The sequence below is a fragment of the Mesobacillus jeotgali genome (assembly GCF_002874535.1).
GTDB lineage: Bacteria > Bacillota > Bacilli > Bacillales > Cytobacillaceae > Mesobacillus > Mesobacillus jeotgali.
This window is the reverse complement of sequence record NZ_CP025025.1, coordinates 1,066,805-1,085,381: the sequence shown is the minus strand read 5'-3', so window position 1 is coordinate 1,085,381 and position 18,577 is coordinate 1,066,805. Positions and strand designations below refer to the sequence as shown.

Here is an 18,577-nt window from a genome sequence, read left to right as displayed (position 1 = left end):
TTTATTCTATAAGGAGAATCTTTACCATTTACTATTTTTTTACTCTATTTCTTAATGTCCCAATCCCTTCAACAGTAATTTCAATAGTATCTCCAGCCTTCAGGAACCTTGGCGGCTTGAAGCCTTTGCCTACGCCTGCTGGTGTTCCGGTAGCAATGATATCCCCTGGCTCTAGTGTCATTCCCTGGGAGAGCACTGCAATGACTTCTTCTACCGGGAAAATGAAGTTTTCCGTATTGGAATCCTGTCTCATTTCTCCATTTACTGTGGTCTTGATATCCAGGTTGTTCGGATTTGAGATAGCTGATTTATGGACAATCCACGGCCCCATCGGGCAAGTGGTATCAAGGCTTTTACCAATGAAAAACTGTTTGTGCTTTGCCTGGAGGTCGCGGGCAGTCACATCGTTAATGATTGTATATCCAAATACGTAGTCCAAAGCCTCTTCCCTTTTGATCTCTTTTCCTTTTTTGCCGATGACGACTGCGAGCTCGCCTTCATAGTCCAGCTGCTCTGTAAGCTCTTTATGCTCATAGATGTTCTGATCATGGGCAATGACCGTAGTAGGTGCTTTCGTGAACACCATTACATGCTCAGGAATATCGTCCTTGCTGCCCATTTCAATCGCATGCTCAGCGTAATTTTTACCAACACAGAAAATATTCTTGGACGGACGCGGAATTGGCGCGAGCAATACCACTGAATCAATCGGAATAAATACCTCGCTGTCCATGTTGTTCTCACTAACCCATTGAACTGTTTTTTTTGCTTCCAGATAAAACTGGTCGCCAAGCGAAATCGCATCAGCCATGTCAGATGGGATAGCTGATTTACCACCCATTTTTTCATAGGCTTCTCGAAGCGGCAGAACGTGGGTCACTTCTGCATTGACAATTCCGATGAACTGGCCAGAATCATTTTTATATGTAGCGAATTTCATGTTAACGCCCTCCTTTAATTGACAAGCTCTTTTATGAATTTCTCTGTTTCACGAGGATTTTTAAAATGGTATATTCCTTTTCCGTGAAGCTTGAATTCTTCTAATTTAGTAACAATGCCAGGAGCTTTTTCACGCTTGTATTTTGCGACCCATTTGATAAAATCCCAATCAAGTCTCTCCGGACAGCCTTCATTCATATCCGGCCTGGTCCTGCCATGGTACATGATTCTCCTTTTAAAAATTCCATACAGGCACCTTAGAGTAGAATAGTCGAGGAAGATGATTGTGTCCGCTACTTGTGCCCTCATGTCCATCGTACTGCCGTAGTTGCCATCCAAGATCCATGAATCCTCTTCAATCACTTGCTGAATGAGTTTCTTCCACTCATCCTTTGCAGTCATTTCCCAGCCCGGTTTCCAGTACATTGCATCCAGATGATACACCTTTAGGTTAAGTATTTTACCGAGCTTCCTGGCCAGTGTCGATTTACCTGCGCCTCCGCAGCCGATGATGATGACCTTCTCCATCAAGCTTCTCCCTTTTTAAAACGCTGTTTCTTCATGTATGTGCCACTGCGCCACAGCCATTCGACAGGCCCATAGTAAAACCTTTTGACCCACCAACTGCTAAATGCCAACTGAATCACATAAATTCCAAGCGCAAGCATTGTTCCTGAAAAAATGGACATTTCCCCATAATAACCTAGTCCATAACTGTAAAAAATCAATGTTGAAACAACGGACTGGAACAGGTAATTGCTGATTGAGGACCTGCCGGCAGCTTCCAGTGGGTAGAACAGTCTGTCAAATCGCTTAAGCTCAGAAATCAGCGCAATGATTAGTGCATACGCCATCGCGACCATCGCACCGCCAAAAACATCCTGCGCATAATCCGTCATCAATGTTTTGCCATACAGGTATGGAATTGCTTTTATCAGAAGGCCAAGGGTTGCGAGTACAGCGGCTGCAATTGCAATCCCCCTCATTTTGTCCTGTAAATTCTCGAACAGTCTGAGTTTTGCAGCTCCTGCTCCAATCATGAATAATGGTAGGATAGTGATCAGATAAAAGAACAATCCCACCAGAATATTGTTTTTATACCATTCAGATATTCTATGATTCGTAATTTCTGCATAGCTCTCAGTCTGATATATTGTTATTGACTGTTCCGCAGCTTGTCCATCATACATTGAAAATCCCGCTCCACCGTCTACCGCAGATGCTGCACCGAGCATCAATAACAGGAGGATATTAGGAACTATGTATAAGCCCAATCCGGCAATGAGAAGCCTCTTTGCACTCCAGCTGATGAATAGCAGGAAAGCAAAACCGCATACCGCATATGTGATCAGGATATCCCCTTCCCAGATCAAGAATGCATGGATGATCCCTATCAACAACAGAATCGAAAGTCTCCTTAATGCAAGAGGATAGAACCTAAGCCCTTTATCTAGCGTCCGTTCTCTCAGGATTACGAGCCCGTACCCGAACAGCATTGAAAACAGAGGGTAAAAGCTTGCCTGTATAAATAAATCAATGAACTGGTATGTAAATAAATTTGTGTTTCCATCCCACCATGTTTCTGGATTAATATAAAAATATGGCGAATGGAAAGAAATCATATTTACAAGAAATATCCCCAATAATGAAAAGCCTCGCATCCGGTCAATTGAAACGATCCTATTTCCGGATACCTGTCTATTAATCCCCATCTTCCCCCTCATTCCATTCAATAATTAACATATAATCTATGTATATCACACAATTTACTATCATGCCAAAAGTTACTGATGAACAGCTTTGAAAGAGAAAGGGGACGCCACAAACAAGGCATCCCCCTCAGGTTATTAATTTACAAATCTGCCAGTCTTTCCATTTGCTTCCCAGTATTCATTCCGCAAATGGACCTTCTGAATTTTGCCTGAAGCCGTTTTCGGCAGTTCTTTTACAAAAGTGACTCCAGTAATTGCCTTAAAATGGGCAAGTTTTTCTCTCGAAAAAGCAATGAGCTCCTGTTCTGAGACTTGCTCATTTTCACGAAGCACAATATATGCATGCGGAGTCTCGCCCCATTTTTCATGAGGAACGGCAATGACTGCTGCTTCGAGGACCGCCGGATGGTCGTATAATACACCCTCAACTTCTATGGAGGAAATATTTTCACCTCCGCTAATGATGACGTCTTTCTTGCGGTCGACTATATCAATGTTGCCGTAATCATCTACCGTTGCCATGTCCCCGGTATGAAGCCAGCCATTACGAATCGTTTCCATCGTCGCCTCTTCATTTTTCCAGTACCCTTTCATGACTCCATTGCTTCGGGTAATTACCTCGCCAATTTCCTTGCCATCATGGGCAACCTCATCGCCATGATCATTCACGACTTTTACCTGACTGCCAATCATTGATATACCTGCTTTTGCTTTCATTCGGTATTGTTCATTCAGAGGAAGCTGCTTCAAATGTGACCTTACAGTTGAAATCGTGCTCAACGGGGAGGATTCTGTCATGCCGTATACCTGGATAAACTCCCAGCCCAGTTCCTTTTCCACCCGGGTAACGAATGCTGGCGGCGGTGCAGAGCCGGCAATGACTACCCTTACCTGCTGTTCAATGCTCGGGACATTTTTTTCATAAAACTGAAGAAGCGCATTCAACACAGTTGGTGCCATGTGCATGACACTGACTTTATGTTTTTCCAACGCGTTAAAAATTGTCTCAGGAGTCGTATTTCGCAGGCATACCTGCGAAGCGCCATTCGCTGTGTAATAGAATGGCGATCCCCATCCGTTAACATGAAACATCGGCAAGACATGCAGTAGGACATCCTCATCGCTGACGCGTAAATGGTGCATTGTGCTTAACGCGTGGATGTAATTATTCCGGTGCGTGAGCATAACTCCTTTTGGGTTCCCAGTAGTCCCACTTGTATAAAGCAAACTGCAGACATCATTTTCATCAAGCTCTTCACGTTTGAACGTTTCAGCAGAATGTTGCGAAAGCCATTCGTCATAACTAAATTCATCCAGGCTATCTTCCTTGTAGTGGACAATAATGTGCTGAACACTTTCGAGCTGATCCTTGATCGGGTGGATTAAATGATATAAATCCTGGTCCACGAACAAAACCTTTGATTCACTGTGGTTAAGGATGAACAAATAATCATCCGGCTTCAGCCGAATATTCAACGGGACCATGACTCCGCCAACCTGGAATACACCATAGAAACCTTCCAGCATCTCGATTGAATTCGGGGCAAGATAGGCAATACGGTCACCCTTGCACACTCCAAGCTTTCTTAATCCATCAGAAAGCCTGTTAACCCTTTCATTCAACTCAGAATATGTAAGCGCCCTGTCTTCAGAAAAAATGGCTTTCTTGTCGCCGTAAAGCGACACTGCACGGTCTAGGAACTGGCTCAACAGCAATGGAACGTTCATAATCTTCCTCCTGTAGAATAATTTAATAATTCTAAATATATAAATATATTAACATATTATTGTTTCTGTTATATAACTTTTTACCTGTTGTATAACAAGTATTTTTCTTCAAGCTTGATTGAATTGTTTTTGTTAATTAGGTTTTTTCTGAACAAGAGATAACACAGATTACCAACACTCTTCATTAAAAAAGAAAAAAGTCTGTGAAATGAGCCTTGTAAACACAATAGGCACATTCTTTGTCTGGGCACATAGGATATTAAAGAAATCTTATTAAAGGGTGTTGCAAATGCCAGCAATTGTTGGAGTCGCACAGGTCATTTCCCTTGGGAACAGCGCAGTATTCCATATAGGCGATGTATACAGAATAAGCCCGGTTTCCAATGCAAAAACTTTTTCCGGTGCGGGTTCATTCAATACCGGAGATGGATTGACCGTGTACAATAACCAAAGCTCAACAAATACGTATGATCCAGATGCCGTCGATCAAGGCAATTATCTGAATGTATAATGCGGGTGAGGAAAATGAATTTTTATATACAACAATCGATCAATATCAACCTTCTGAAGGTTGATGGAATCACAAATTCTTCTGTACTGCAAATTGGCAGTGCAGGAATGATAAAGCCAGTTTCTTACCTTTATAATACCGGTGGATTCACAGAACCTGCTCCAGAGGCTGTCCACCCTACGGAAATTTCAACTGGCATGGAGGATATGCTAGGCGGCACACTGGAAGCTCCTGCCGTCCCTTTGCAGGCTCCGGTCCGTAAAAATTAAACTAGTGTCAAAATGCTGGCTCGAGGCGAGGTGATTCGTTTGAACACGGAATTCTATCAATATGTAAAGAAGCTGCATTTATATGTGGAGCACCAGAGCAGAAAGGCTGCCAGATTGGAGAAGATGGTTTTAGAGCTGCAGCAGGAAATTGCTGCACTTAAGGAGAGGCCTCCGGTTCAAATCGGAAATATCGAGTATAAATTCGACCAGTTGAAAGTGGAAACTCTTGAAGGAACCCTGAATATCGGCTTGAATCCAACAGATTTGGATGGAATTGACGATTTTACCGTTGATCAAAAGGCTGTAAATGTTCCGATTCCTCCAAAGCAGTTATTTAAAAGGACAATCGAGATTGAAACAGCACTGAACCAATATCTAGAATCTGATTTGGAGAACATTTACCGAAGTGCCCAAACGGATCTGGGAATCAATGTAGATGATTCCTATTTCGAGTTTATAAAAAATGATATTAAAAAACAGTTGTCTGGCAGAGTGGCACAACATTTACAGGAACAATCATCAAGTGAAAGAGGTACTGAATTAAGTCCTCAATTGAATGAAAAGGTTACTGATTTGCTTAAGCAGGAAATCCAGAATGGTGTATTCCTGTTCCTGAAAAACCTGCCGGATAATGTAAAGGAAGGACGTTCATAATGAATTTCCAAGTCTATAACCGGGATATTTGTGTCGGCGACATCAGGGTCATTGGTGTGTCGAGCTCCTCACTGTTGATGGTAGGGGACGCTGAAACAATCCAGCTCGCAGCAACCTTTGATACACCGTCTGAATCGTTGATTATCGGCCCATTCGTCCCACTGTCCCCAGATATATCGTGATCGCCATGCTTCGAAGAATTACATGTGTTGACCATATAAAAATTGACTCGGTATCCTTCTCCTCGATTTTCCAGATCGGTGATTCGGAACAAATACAGGCCATTTCCAGGGCATTGGCCGTGCAAAGAGAGGCAGAAATTTTCTTTGATAATGAAGGTAATTTCAATGCGTACTCAATCTTTTCAGAAGCGATTCCATTTCAACCAGCAGATGCAGAAAATGTGACTTTCTCAACCCACAACCTCAACCCAGTATTGAAGGTTAGGAACATTGATATCATGGGTGCCTCTTCCTCATCGGTTGTTCACCTTGGAAACAGCTGCAATATAGCCATGGAAGCCCGGGTAAAGCATATACGCCAGCTTTTGCCCCGTAATAACAATTCGGGTGAGAAAGGCATATAGATTTATTATGAAGCTTAGTCTTTATCACTGAACATCAATCAGTTTACGACAACAACATTACGTACAATAAGACTAAACAAAAGCAGAAAAGGATGTTTTCAATGCCAGCAATAATAGGTCCTGTGCAAATATTGAATGTAGGCGGCGGGACGGTGCAGTTTGGCGACACGCTGTTCATCTCGCCAAAAAGCAATTCAAAAACAGTCGCTGGGCAGGGTGGGTTCAATACAGGCGGATTCATTGTAACGAACAATGGTTTAAGTGCCAGCAATGTCCTGGATGCCAACCTGATTGACCAGCCGACAGTTGGAAATAACTAGCGTTTATTTCTTTTACGCGCACTAGATTTTGTGATTTTCGGCAGCCTTGTAGAAGGCTGCTTTTTTATCCATTTCAAAAACTTCTGCAATTCAGGATGGGAGCGAAGCCGAGCAATCGTGTTCAAACTTGTTGAAAGCTCTTCATTCGTAAATAGAGCATGAATCTGTTTATGACAAGGGATACATAGATTGGCTGTTGGCATGAAAGTGCCCCCCATTTCTTTAGGAACCAGATGGTGAATGGTCACCTCAACATCCTCCCTGCCGCATAATTCACATGTGCCGGATTGCTTTTTCTTTGCCACTCGGTGATCCCTCCCCTGTAAAATGAAGTCTCTTCTTCCCTGCTCATTTTATGTAATTGAAATCAACTGGATCCGAAAGAAGTCACGGCGTTCTGCTTTTTCGTGCGCCAACTAGCTTTATTGGTTACCTCATTTCCAGATTTTCTGCTTTTTAGGGCACCAATACGCTTTATTGGTTACCTCATTTCCAGAATTTCTGCCTTTTAGGTAACCAATACGTTCTATTGGTTACCACATTTCCAGATTTTCTGCCTTTTAGGGCACCAATACGCTCTATTGGTTACCTCATCTCCAGATTCTCTGCTTTTTAGGGCACCAATGCCTACACAAAGCTTATTAAGAATTACTTGACATCTAAATTGCGCCAAAATATCTTCTAAAACAAACTAAAAAAACCGGCAGGATTATTATTCACATCCCGCCGGTTTTTAACATTATTTTATAGCTAGTCTAGTTCAAGCAGATGGCCGCCATCGAAGAAATATAAGTACTTCTCTTCAACACGCTGTTTCCATACTTGTTCGATTGCTTTTGCATACAGGCTGATCTGGATTCGATAGCGTTCTTCCAGAATCGGCTTTGCCTGCTCGAAACCGCCTTTGTAGCGGTCATGAATGCCATCCGTTTTAAAATCAAGCAGGACTGTTCCTTTTTCATCCCGGAAAATGCAGTCGACTACCCCCTGGATAAAAATCGGCTCGTTTTCTCCCTGCCAATCAGGATATACTTCTTTTGACGGTAAGGACAGATAAAAGGGAACCTCCCGGCTGACTTTATCCGCAGTCAATAGCCGCTTGCCAATGTCCGTTTCAAAAAAGGCAAGTATCCATTTTTTATCTACAGCATCGCGTTGCTCAGGGAAAAGCAACTCCTTCTCCACCATCTTTTCCAGCTGCATCTCGAGCGAGGCATCCGTTACTGGCTGGTTAAGATCGATATGCTGCATCACCATATGCATCGCTGTTCCACGTTCTGCAGGTGTAAGCTTTTTCTCCTGCATGAATCTTGGCCTGTTAAGGATTGGCTTTGTAAACCGACGTACAATCTGTGTTCCGCTTTCTTCATCCCTGGTTTCGTGATTGCGCTTCAGCTCGGTCACTGATTGTTTGGAACGGTGGTTTGCCGCTTCCTTGAAGTGATAATTCCATGAAAGTTGCATGTGCACTGTTTCTGCCAGTTGAGATTCATTGTTTACAGGTTTTCCTGCTGCAACAAAGTCCATCAGGCTTTCGTGCTCTTCAGTTTTTTCGTCACCATATGAAGCAATTTCCTCTGCTTTGATAGTTTCGATTTTCCAGCGGGAAGGGTGGCATGAAATGTCCTCACCCAATGCCGGATGTAGGCTTCCTTCACTTTCCCTTATCGAGTCACAATCTTGATGGCGGATCACCGCTGGCCCAATCCAGTCGATATAACCCGAAGCAGAAGCTCTTGAATATTCATCCAGAAGCCACTCCGGATGGCTTGCCTCGTCCTGCCACTTGCTGATCGTTTTTTCAGCATCTTTGACCGATCCAATCAAGTAAAGCTTTTCCTTGGCACGCGTCAAGGCAACGTACAATACTCGCATTTCTTCAGCCAGCATTTCCATCTTATGCTTGCGCTTGAAGGCTAACTGCGGCAAGGAAGGGAACGATATCCGCTTCTCGGGGTTGATATATTTAGCTGCAAAGCCAAATTCTTTATCTAGCATGTAAAATTTCCTCAGGTCCATCGTATTGAAGTTCCGAGCAAGTCCGGCAACGAAGACAACCGGGAACTCAAGCCCCTTGCTGCTGTGGATCGTCATGATCCTGACCACATCTTCCTGTTCTCCAAGAGCCCTGGCTGCACCAAGGTCATCTCCTCGCTCCCTCATCCGCTCAATGAAACGCAAAAAGCGGAACAGGCCACGGAAACTTGTGGCTTCATATTGTCTCGCGCGATCATATAGTGCTCGCAGGTTTGCCTGGCGCTGCTTTCCTCCTGGCATTCCGCCGGCAAAATCGAAGAAACGGGTTTCCCTGTATAATTGCCAAATTAAATCTGATACGGAACCTTGCCTTGCTGAAGTTCTCCATCTCTTTAAGCTTTCAAAGAAACGATTTGTCTTCTCATGCAATCCTTCATTTTCTTGCACAGGCTTTTGAAGACAGAATGCTGTCAGCGCCTCATAGAAGGAACCGCGTTTCTGGCTGACCCTGATGACCGCAAGCTCTTCTTCATTCAACCCGACAATCGGGGACCTAAGGACAGCAGCCAGCGGGATATCCTGATAAGGGTTATCGATCACTTTCAACAAAGAAAGCATGATTGCTACCTCTGTTGCCTGGAAATAACCAGACGACAGATTCGCATAAATCGGGATACCCTGCTGCTTGAATTCCTCCATGATTTGCGGCGCCCAAGTCATCGAACGGAGGAGTATGACAATATCACGGTAGTTGACGGGTTTTGAGGTCTTTGTTTTTGGATTATAAACACCCCGGCGTTCTTCTACCATATCCTTAATATGCTTCGCCATCAGCCTTGCTTCGAGCTGGGATTTTTCCAGATCCTCTGCGTCGAATTCACCTGCTGCCGTTTCGTTCTCATCCCCAAAATCTGTTTCTGCAGATTCACCCTCACTTTTATCAATCAAGAGGAGCTCCACAGGGAACTCGTCATCCTCAGGATACGGCGCTCCTATTTTCAGTTCAGCGTTTTCATCATAATGAATCTCACCAACCTTGATTCCCATGATTTGTTTGAATAAATAATTCGTCCCGTCAAGAACTTCTCTGCGGCTTCGGAAGTTCTTGGCTAGATCAATTTTCAAGCCTGTTCCTTCACCATTTGATGTGAACCTATTGTATTTACCAAGGAACAGATTAGGCTCAGCAAGACGGAACTTGTAGATCGACTGCTTTACATCTCCAACCATGAACAGGTTTCCTGATACTTCACCTTCAGCTGTCACAAGCTGAAGGATCGCTTCCTGTACCATGTTCGTATCCTGATATTCGTCCACGAGCACTTCCTTGAATTTATTGCGATAGGCGAGCGCTGCTTCTGAAGGTTTAGATTCACCTGCAGGCAATTCTTCTTCCTCCGGATCCGATTTTGCTGTGAGAATTTCCAATGTATAGTGCTCAAGATCAGAGAAATCAACGAGGCCCCGCTCCTGCTTCACTTCCCCAAACCTTTGGGAAAATTCTTTTACAAGATCGATCAACACAGAGACCAACGGCTTCATTTCCTGCATATCCTTCAAAAAGCTTTCAGGTTTACGTGAAAAGAGTTCCCCTCGCAAATCCTGGACAATCTTCTTGGCCCGGTCCCTTAGCTTGGCTGCCTTGTCAACAAGATCCTTGTTGAAATCATCACCACGGCATGTTTTCGCCCTGCCAAAATTGGCCAGCTGAATCGCCTCATAAAGCTCTGCCCATGATCGATCTTTTGCGGCAAGCAAAGTATCAATTACATGGAGATCTTCGGTAAAATTAACCGCCCTTGGAGCAGGACCGCCAGGCATTCTGGCAATCTCCATTCCTTTTTCAAGAAGCTGTTTCGCTCCCTGGAGCTGGAGCTCAATATCCGCAATGAGCACTTTCATGAAGGGCAGGTTCTCAATTGCCGTGCTGCCTGCTGCATCGTACATTGAAACGATTGAATCCAGGTATGCATCAGGAGAAGGATTGGATCTGGCGAAATCAAACAGGTCGACAATAATATCCTTCAAGCCTTCATCACTGCGGTCATTCGTGAACGCATCCACCAGGTTGAAAAATGGCTGGTTTTCTGCCTTTCCGTATTCTTCTTCGAATAGATCCTCAATCACTTCGTCCCGAAGGAGCTGCCCTTCGGTTTCATCAGCAATCCTGAAACCAGGGTCTACATCGATCAAGTAGTAATACTTTCTGATTACTTCAAGGCAAAAGGAATGGAGTGTTGAAATAGATGCTCTGTTCAACAGGCTGAGCTGCTTTTTCAAATGAGTTGAAGCCGGGTTGCTATCGATTGCTTTTTCCAGTGCTTCTCCTATCCTGTGGCGCATTTCAGCCGCGGAGGCATTGGTGAAGGTCACGACGAGCAGTTCATCAACATCCATTGGATGGCTTTCCGAAGTGATTTTCTTGATAATCCGCTCAACAAGCACCGCAGTTTTTCCCGACCCTGCTGCCGCTGCTACAAGGATATCCTGTCCCGATGCCATGATCGCCTTCCACTGGTCTTCCGTCCAGGTTGCCCCTTCCGGTACTGGCGGTATATTCATTTTAGCCAAGATCCTCATCCTCCTCACCGATTGATGCCAGAATATCCAGTTTCTTAATTTCTTCTAATCTATCATTGACTCCGGGCAAGCCATCGTTCGCCACAATCCCTTGTTCTTGGCGGAGCGACGCTAGCAAATCTTCCTTTTTAATGACTGGAAGCTTTCTGAAATCATTCGATTCCACCGACTGGTCGAACTGGCAGACCGGCTTGAAGGAACAGAATGTACATGGAGCCCTGTCCTTTAGCTTATACGGCGCAACATCGACAATTCCGCTGACAATCCTGTTGCCGGTTTCCACATACTTATGGCGCACAAACTGCCGCAAATGGTCAAAGTCGTCCTTGCTGGCCACCTTTGAGCTTTTCAACAGGCTTCCATCCTTTTTAAAACCAGCAGAAATAATCTGGGAGCTTCCTGTATCCAGTCCCTTGTCCATCATCCTGATCACATTCTCATCGCTGAGCAGCAATCCATTCATTTTAAAACGTTTGAGGATTTCTTCTTCAATTTCATCAAGTGTCAGCATTTTCGATGCGTTAACAATAGGGTTATGGACATGGAAATACAGGACTCCCGCCGGGTCAGCAGCCTTGCCGACCAACAATGGCGAATGAGTGATGATGATGTCCAGATAGGTGAGCATCTGAAGCGCTACACCATGATATACCTCAGTCAAATTGACATCCTTCACGCTGGATTTATAATCGACGACCCGCAGGTACATTCCCTTGTCATCTTCTGCTTTATCGACGCGGTCAATCCGGCCCATCAGCTCCATCCTGGTGCCATTTTTAAGTGAAAAAGCAAGCGGCGGAAGTTTTCCCTGGCGGCCGAAGCCGAGCTCCAGGCCTACAGGTGAAAATCCGCTGACCTTGGCATGCTCACTTAAAACAAGCGAAGCCCGGCTGATGATATTCTGCAGCTTCTGCCTTATATAATGATGCCTGTTCGAACTCATCAAAATCTCATTCTGCAGTTTAGGAGCGAGCTTTTGGACTGCATCCCTTGCCAGTTCTTCAGCCTGTACTCTTGTAAGCTGGGCCCAGCTTAGATTTTGCTGCATGACGGTCTCGGCAATCTCCTTCAACGCAGCGTGGAACAGGTCACCGATATCCGGAGCCTCAAGACGGAAGATCTGGCGGTCACGCAGCTTTAAGCCATGCTGGACATAATGCGAAAATGGACAGCTATTGAACAATTCCATCCTTGAAACGCTCGCCTGGATTTCATCACCGTATAACTCCTTCGTGACCTCTTCAGACAACTGCTTCGTCCTGTTTTCGTAAAATAGGCTTGAAAGAACCTTGCGTGCAGTATCAGCCCATTGATGATTGTTTAGATAATAATCGTACACATCCCACCAAAAATCATAGACTGGATAATTGCGCTTCTTCACTTGAAGCTGGGATGTGAGATAAGACAAAGCAACATTTTCACCAGCAGCGTACTCTATTTGCTCCTCTTCCGGCAATTCCGATGGATCTGGAAGGAAGAAATGCGTTTGATGTACAGGGAAAAGATCTGAGATCCTCTTAATGAAGGAAGATGGCATCAAAGCCTTCCCTTCTTCATTGGCGATAGGGTAACTGATATACAATTGTTCCGACGGTGTCACAAATGCCTTATAAGCAATGAAGTTTTCGTCCAGCAGCTTCGTTCGGCTGCTTGGAGCAAGCTTAATGCCTTTCGACTGCAAAAGCTCCCGGTCATCATCTGCAAAAATCCCTTCCTCCGTCATCTTCGCCGGCAGGACACCTTCATTGACGCCGATGACAAAGGCGACTTTAACATCCGCAAGCCTTGTCTTTTCGAGGTCGGCGACCAATATTTGGTCTATAGCAGGTGGAATCAGGGAGAACCTCAGTGATTCAAAACCAGCATCAAGAATCGAAACGAACTGTTTTGGGGAAAATTTCGTGTCACCAAGCATCTCGACGAATTGATCGAGAAGGTTGATCACTGCATTCCAGGCTTGCTCATGCTCCCTCGCCTCTACCAGCTTCCCTTCCTGTTCAGCCGCCATTCTCCATGCCTCGAGCTTGGCTGGTATATCAAGCTCTTCCATGAATAGATAGACTGCTTCCGAAAGCTTCCTTCCCGTGTCAGCGCGCTTCAAGCGGCGGGCCATCCGCAGCAGTGGAGAAGTAATCAACAACCGCAGATCATTCAGTTCCTGTTCTGTCTGTTTTTCTGAATCCGTCTGGGCCACACCATCATACTCCAGGCCGCGGATTCTCCGGTATTTCCAGCGTTCTTTTTTTGTCCATTTAACCCCTTGAATGCCATATGCAAGTACATAGTTCTCCAGCACATCCATCTGTTCGCGCATCTTGTTCAGATTAACGCCATCCGGGAACAATAAGTCCGTTTTAACAGCGCGAAAAATCGGTTCATACCGCCAGTTACCCAATACCGTTTCAAGGCTGGAACGGACAAGCTCAATCAATGGATGATGAAGCATATTCCGTTTCTGGTCGATAAAATATGGAAGTGCATAATCATCAAAGATCGTTTCAAGGACTTCGCGGTATTCGCTGCCTCGCATCAGTACGGCAATATCGCGATAACGGTAACCATTATCCCTTGCCAGTCCGAGAATTTTTCGGGCAACACCTTCAAGTTCCGCCCTTCTGTTGGCAGCCTGGGCGATATGGATCGCGGCCTCCCCGTTATATTTAACGGCAGGCCTGGAATCAAATTCTCTTTCAAGATGCTTGAGAGATTCATCCTGCCAGCGTCTCTGTTCCGTCAACACGATTTCTTCTTCAAGCTCATAGCCCTTAGTCCTAATCATGTCATACAGTGTTGAGCAGGTTTCACCTGTTATCCTGAATAAATGCAGTTCGTCAGGCTGAGCATCTTTGAAACTCTGGTCGACAGGCAGTGCAACCGTCACCCTTTTACAAGTGCCGATCAGCTGGTCAATGATCATCAATTCAAGGGGCGTGAAACTGTAAAAGCCATCAATGTAAACTTCTGCATTTTTCAAATATTCGGAAGCAGGGATTTTCTCGGCAAGCAGTTTAAAGTAATCCTCTGAGTCTATATATTTCCCAAATAACTCATCTTCAAATTGACGATAGACTAACTCAAGATCATGGATTTTATCCTTCAGCGCTTTATTCCCTGCGGAGCTTTCCTCCATTTTTGCAGTAAGTTCATCCGGGTTGATCGCATAGCGTTTGAACTCAATCAGCATCTGTTCCATCTGCTGGACGAAGCCATTCTTATCCGCTGCCTTTTGGAAGATTTTCAGCTCGTCCTTTTTGTCCTCAATGATTTTGCGTATCATCATGCTGATCCCGACGCTGTCCAAATGCTGGCGAGTATAGCCGCCTGTTTCCTGCAGGATTCTCCAGGCAAGGCGCGGAAAGCTGAAAACCTGCGCCCTGATCATTCCCCCAAGCTCAGGGTCAGTGGACAATCTGTATTCGGAAAGGAATGACATTTGTTCAGGGACAAGATAAACAACCGGATCCCCCTGCGGGTCGGAAATGAGCCTGTCCTTGATTTCATTTATGATCATCTCGGTCTTGCCGCTTCCTGAGCGCCCGAGTACTAAACGCACAGACATCTAACTTCCCCTTTCTCTCTTAAAATATCTATCTCTGTATCTCTTTTAAAATTGAAAAAGGCGCTTCATAATCATGCGCCTTCTACATACCAAACGATTGTTCTATATATCATTCATTATACCTTTTTTACTGGCCATTTTGGAAGCAGGAAGCCCGTTAATTTTTCCCAAAACAACCTGCAATTTCAGCTGTGTCTGCATATCTTAGTGGTGGCAGGTGATATACATGAAATCCATGTCCCTTTTTCACAAGACTTCCATCCTTCTGACAATCTGTGCCATCCTGGTCGCAAGCAATATTTATACATTGATTCCTATTTATTCGGTTCTTGCGGATGACCTTTTAATCGCCGAATCCCACGTTGTCCTCGCAGGTGGGCTGTTTACTTTCTTCTATGCCTGCGGTCTGCTGTCATTCGGGCCGGTTTCCGATTTAACAGGCAGAAGGAAAATTCTTGTGTTCGGGCTATTTGCCTCTGCATTGACGACACTGGCAGTAGGCTTCTCAGTCGGGTCACTCAGTTTGTGGATCGCCCGATCGCTGCAGGGGATCACACTGGCTACTTTTGCTTCAGTTGCTTTCGCCTACTCCTATGATATTTTCAATTTTCGCCAGAGGACGATTCTGGTCGTGCTGATCAACACAGGATTTTTAATCGCGGGGATCTTCGGGCAGGTTGCCAGCGCCTTTCTGACAGATATTTTTACCTGGAACAGCGTCTTCTTTTTCTTCTCGGCAATTTATTTCATTCTATTTGCTGCTGCTTTTTTCCTGCTGAAAGAATCTCCACCGCCCGAGACAGATAGCAAACCTTTATGGAAAATCTTTTTTCAATTGCTAAAAGAGCCTCGCTTGATGAAATGCTATAGTATTACATTCTCGCTGTTGTTCGCGATTATCGCCTTCTATGATGCGATTGGACGTTTTTTCGACGGTCCTCCTTCAGACCTGCTGAAGATCCGGCTGGTTGGTTTGATTGGGGCTTCTCTTTCCCTTTTCACAGGGAAACTGATGGATCGCTGGGGCGAGCTGAGGACATTGATGTTTGGCTTGGCCATCGGGTCAATAAGCGCGGTCCTGCTGCTTTTCTTCCAAAGCACCGGAGCTTTGATTTTTTTCTCCATCTTTTTTGTTTCATCAATTTCACTCGTCATCCCGACCGCCATTACCTTGATAGGTTTCTATGGCAGCAGCCAGCGAGCCAAAGCATTGTCACTGTATTCGTTTGTGCTGCTAACCGGGGCAAGCCTCGCTCCTCCAGTAGCAGCTCTGCTTCCATTCAGCGGGGTCATGATTCTATTGTCTTCACTCTTCTCTGTTAATATTGTGCTGTGCATTTTGATAAAGAAAAGCGCAAGCGCCATGGTCAGCCCCTACAAGCGCTGGAGCTAGACAATTCTAGAAGTGAAAAATCAATACTCTCTGTTACTATCATAAAAAGGCATTCCAATCAGCAAATGCTGGCTGGAATGCCTTTTTCTTTTTTTAACTGACTGGCTTATCGGAAGCAGCCAGAGCGACTTCTTTCAGTTGTTTTTTATCAATTTTGCCTACATGCGTCTTCGGCATCTGGCCGATTGTCTGGATTACTTTCGGGATTTTATACCCGCCGAGCTTCTCCCTGCAATGCATTTTGGCTTCCTGCTCCCCCAAAACCGCTCCTTCTTCAAGAACAATGAACGCAGTCACGACTTCTCCCCATTTTTCGTCCGGAATGCCTACCACTGCAGCCTCTCGAATCAAAGGGTGCGCACAGAGCCAGTGTTCGATTTCGAGAGGATATACATTTTCACCGCCTGTGATGATCATTTCTTTTTTTCGACCAACAATATAGTAGTAGCCGTCTTCATCCTTTTTTGCAAGGTCGCCCGTGTGAAGCCAGCCATCCTTCCAGGCATGATCGGTAGCAGTTTTATTTTTCCAATAATAGGAGAATGCATGCTTGCCTTTGATTACAAGTTCTCCTACCTGGCCAGCAGGGACTTCGCTTTCGTTTTCATCCAGAAGCTTAATGGAATGGAACAGCATGGGCTTGCCGACTGATCCTCTTTTTACATTTGCCTCTGAAGGATCTATGTAAAAGTTATTCGGGCCAGCCTCTGTCAGTCCATACCCCTCCTTGAAGGAGATGCCCTTCTTTTTGTAGGCTTCGTAAATTTCAAGCGGACACGGAGCACCTCCAGATAAAAATAATTTCATATCCAGAAATTCCGCTTCAAGGAACTGTTGTGATTTTACAAGCATATGGTGCATCGTCGGAACGAACAGGACGATTGTGCTCTTATACTTTATTAAATTATCAATCGCTTTTTCGGGGGTAAAATCGTTGGCCAGCACCACCTTTCCTCCTGCCATCAGGATAGGAATTGATAGAGCATTCAAACCGCCGGTATGAAATAAAGGTAAATACGTAACTGTCGTGTCCTCATTTGTCAGATTCCAGCTAGTAATCGTGGAAATGCTATTCCAAATGATTGCCCGATGTGACAGAACCGCTCCTTTGGGCTTTCCGGTGGTCCCGCCGGTATAAATCATCGCCAGAGGATCTTCCTCATCCAAATTTATTTCATTCATTTCACATGGACCCGCAAATTGCTCCATCAGTCTCGAGAATCGGGTACCGTTTATTTGAATACAGCGGTCTTCCTCTCCCCAGATCGTCGTCACTTCTTTAGTAAAATTTGAATGGAACGCAAGGAACGTGGGTTCACAATCCTTTATAATAAAGGCTAATTCATCAATAGACAGCCTCCAGTTCAACGGCACGAAAATGGCACCAATCTTACCACAGGCAAACAACAAATCAAAATAGCAAATTCCATTTGGCGCGAGCAAGGCTATTCTGTCTCCCTTTTTAACCCCATTTGAATCCATCCACGCCGCGATTGCTTTAGCCCGATCATTGACTTCCCTGTACGACCATTCCTGACCAGTCCCTGCATCGGCAATCGCAGCGGCCTCTGGGGTCAAACTTGCTCTTGTTTCAAGCCAATCGAGCTCCCACCTCACCGCAATCTCTCCCTCTCTCGTCATGATGGATTTATTTTAAGAAATGGGAGTTACAGGATAGTTACATAAAGACAAAAAGCGCAAGTGACTTGGTCTGCCACGACAAGCTGGGCTTAGATTAAAAGAATCATGTAGATATCCACAAAATAATTCTATTAATCCTGCTGAACAGAAAAAGACACCACAGCATCAGCTATGGTGTCAAAAATTTATAGGCCTCTTAACTCTTCTTCCGTAAATATCCCCATGCTTTTCACATGGTTCCTGGCTTCAGCATCACCCAGTTTGTAGACCATCGCGTAAATTTCCTTCATCGCAAAGTCATATTCAGCATGCTCCCGATCCGGATCCTTGAAAGGATGCAGATGGGAATTTCCGTATGTTGCCCAGTCAGCTTTATAATTCATCTCCAGGTATTCGCGCAAATCTTTGATTTCTTCACCTGTAGCGATCAACGTGAATAAATGGCCCTCCTGCTCAGCCGGCGTGTCCAGCACCTCGCCGCTTTCTATATTAAAGTAGTACTTCTGCTTTGTTTCTTCCATGTAGAGCACCTCATCCTTTTTTAATACCATTTACCACTTTTGGAGAGAAGTTAACCATAAAGTGAATATCGGCGGACTCAAAAAGTAGCTGTACATTTTTTTATCCTGTTTTTAGAGTGCGTGAGGCCAAGTGCATGGGATCAGTTAGTTTTAATGCCAGTTAGGGGAGATTTATTACCAGTTAAGA

At 44.8% G+C, this 18,577-nt stretch carries 16 protein-coding genes; 7 read left to right on the top strand and 9 right to left on the bottom strand.

Features of this window, described 5'->3' with window-relative positions; genetic code table 11:
- Window positions 1–31: 31 nt before the first annotated feature.
- From CD004_RS05295 to CD004_RS05280, 4 genes are all read right to left on the bottom strand, one after another.
- Window positions 32–940 carry a fumarylacetoacetate hydrolase family protein gene (locus tag CD004_RS05295; protein ID WP_102261807.1) on the bottom strand — a complete coding sequence of 303 codons (909 nt, stop codon included), beginning with the start codon at window positions 938–940 and terminating at the stop codon, window positions 32–34.
- Window positions 941–954: 14 nt separating this feature from the next.
- A complete protein-coding gene (locus CD004_RS05290) occupies window positions 955–1,467 on the bottom strand; it encodes a DNA topology modulation protein (protein WP_102261806.1) in 513 nt (170 codons plus the stop codon).
- Window positions 1,467–2,651, bottom strand: coding sequence for a DUF418 domain-containing protein (locus tag CD004_RS05285; protein ID WP_102261805.1), 1,185 nt, complete (start codon window positions 2,649–2,651; stop codon window positions 1,467–1,469). Before CD004_RS05285 ends, CD004_RS05290 begins: the two co-directional genes overlap by 1 nt.
- Before the next feature lie 135 nt (window positions 2,652–2,786).
- The gene (locus tag CD004_RS05280; protein WP_102261804.1) at window positions 2,787–4,379 is read right to left on the bottom strand and encodes a long-chain-fatty-acid--CoA ligase; all 1,593 of its coding nucleotides are present in this window, start codon (window positions 4,377–4,379) and stop codon (window positions 2,787–2,789) included.
- A gap of 289 nt (window positions 4,380–4,668) precedes the next feature.
- Here CD004_RS05280 and CD004_RS05275 point away from each other — a divergent pair, with 289 nt between their 5' ends.
- The 6 genes from CD004_RS05275 to CD004_RS05250 all read left to right on the top strand — a co-directional run bounded on the left by CD004_RS05275 (window position 4,669) and on the right by CD004_RS05250 (window position 6,719).
- Complete coding sequence (locus CD004_RS05275) at window positions 4,669–4,890, top strand: spore germination protein (RefSeq protein WP_023615344.1); 222 nt, start codon at window positions 4,669–4,671, stop codon at window positions 4,888–4,890.
- A gap of 14 nt (window positions 4,891–4,904) precedes the next feature.
- A complete protein-coding gene (locus CD004_RS05270; RefSeq protein WP_102261803.1) occupies window positions 4,905–5,159 on the top strand; it encodes a spore germination protein GerPB in 255 nt (84 codons plus the stop codon).
- A gap of 39 nt (window positions 5,160–5,198) precedes the next feature.
- On the top strand, window positions 5,199–5,813 hold the full coding sequence (gene gerPC / locus CD004_RS05265) for a spore germination protein GerPC (RefSeq protein WP_233434947.1): 615 nt from the start codon (window positions 5,199–5,201) through the stop codon (window positions 5,811–5,813).
- Window positions 5,813–5,995: a spore gernimation protein GerPD gene (locus tag CD004_RS05260; protein ID WP_102261801.1), complete on the top strand. Its 183-nt coding sequence runs from the start codon at window positions 5,813–5,815 to the stop codon at window positions 5,993–5,995. Before gerPC ends, CD004_RS05260 begins: the two co-directional genes overlap by 1 nt.
- A 5-nt stretch (window positions 5,996–6,000) precedes the next feature.
- The gene (locus tag CD004_RS05255) at window positions 6,001–6,399 is read left to right on the top strand and encodes a spore germination protein GerPE (protein ID WP_102261800.1); all 399 of its coding nucleotides are present in this window, start codon (window positions 6,001–6,003) and stop codon (window positions 6,397–6,399) included.
- A gap of 101 nt (window positions 6,400–6,500) precedes the next feature.
- Window positions 6,501–6,719, top strand: coding sequence for a spore germination protein (locus CD004_RS05250; protein ID WP_023615349.1), 219 nt, complete (start codon window positions 6,501–6,503; stop codon window positions 6,717–6,719).
- On the opposite strand, the gene CD004_RS05245 is transcribed toward CD004_RS05250, so the two are convergent.
- From CD004_RS05245 to addB, 3 genes are all read right to left on the bottom strand, one after another.
- Entirely contained in the window at window positions 6,716–7,024 is a 309-nt protein-coding gene (locus CD004_RS05245) for an HNH endonuclease (protein WP_102261799.1), read from the bottom strand. The two genes, CD004_RS05250 and CD004_RS05245, sit on opposite strands and share 4 nt — an antisense overlap.
- Before the next feature lie 445 nt (window positions 7,025–7,469).
- Window positions 7,470–11,258, bottom strand: a complete 3,789-nt coding sequence (gene addA / locus CD004_RS05240) for a helicase-exonuclease AddAB subunit AddA (RefSeq protein ID WP_102264999.1) — start codon at window positions 11,256–11,258, stop codon at window positions 7,470–7,472.
- A gap of 1 nt (window position 11,259) precedes the next feature.
- Window positions 11,260–14,835 (bottom strand): helicase-exonuclease AddAB subunit AddB, encoded by a 3,576-nt coding sequence (gene addB / locus CD004_RS05235; RefSeq protein ID WP_102261798.1) that lies wholly within the window; start codon window positions 14,833–14,835, stop codon window positions 11,260–11,262.
- A gap of 226 nt (window positions 14,836–15,061) precedes the next feature.
- On the opposite strand from addB, the gene CD004_RS05230 reads away from it, so the two are divergent.
- Entirely contained in the window at window positions 15,062–16,228 is a 1,167-nt protein-coding gene (locus tag CD004_RS05230) for an MFS transporter (RefSeq protein ID WP_102261797.1), read from the top strand.
- A 93-nt stretch (window positions 16,229–16,321) separates the two neighbouring features.
- Here the strand turns inward: CD004_RS05230 and CD004_RS05225 are convergent, their stop codons facing one another.
- Together CD004_RS05225 and CD004_RS05220 are read right to left on the bottom strand one after the other, a co-directional pair.
- On the bottom strand, window positions 16,322–17,845 hold the full coding sequence (locus CD004_RS05225; RefSeq protein WP_102261796.1) for an acyl-CoA synthetase: 1,524 nt from the start codon (window positions 17,843–17,845) through the stop codon (window positions 16,322–16,324).
- A gap of 209 nt (window positions 17,846–18,054) precedes the next feature.
- Complete coding sequence (locus tag CD004_RS05220) at window positions 18,055–18,390, bottom strand: hydrolase (protein WP_102261795.1); 336 nt, start codon at window positions 18,388–18,390, stop codon at window positions 18,055–18,057.
- Window positions 18,391–18,577: the final 187 nt, after the last annotated feature.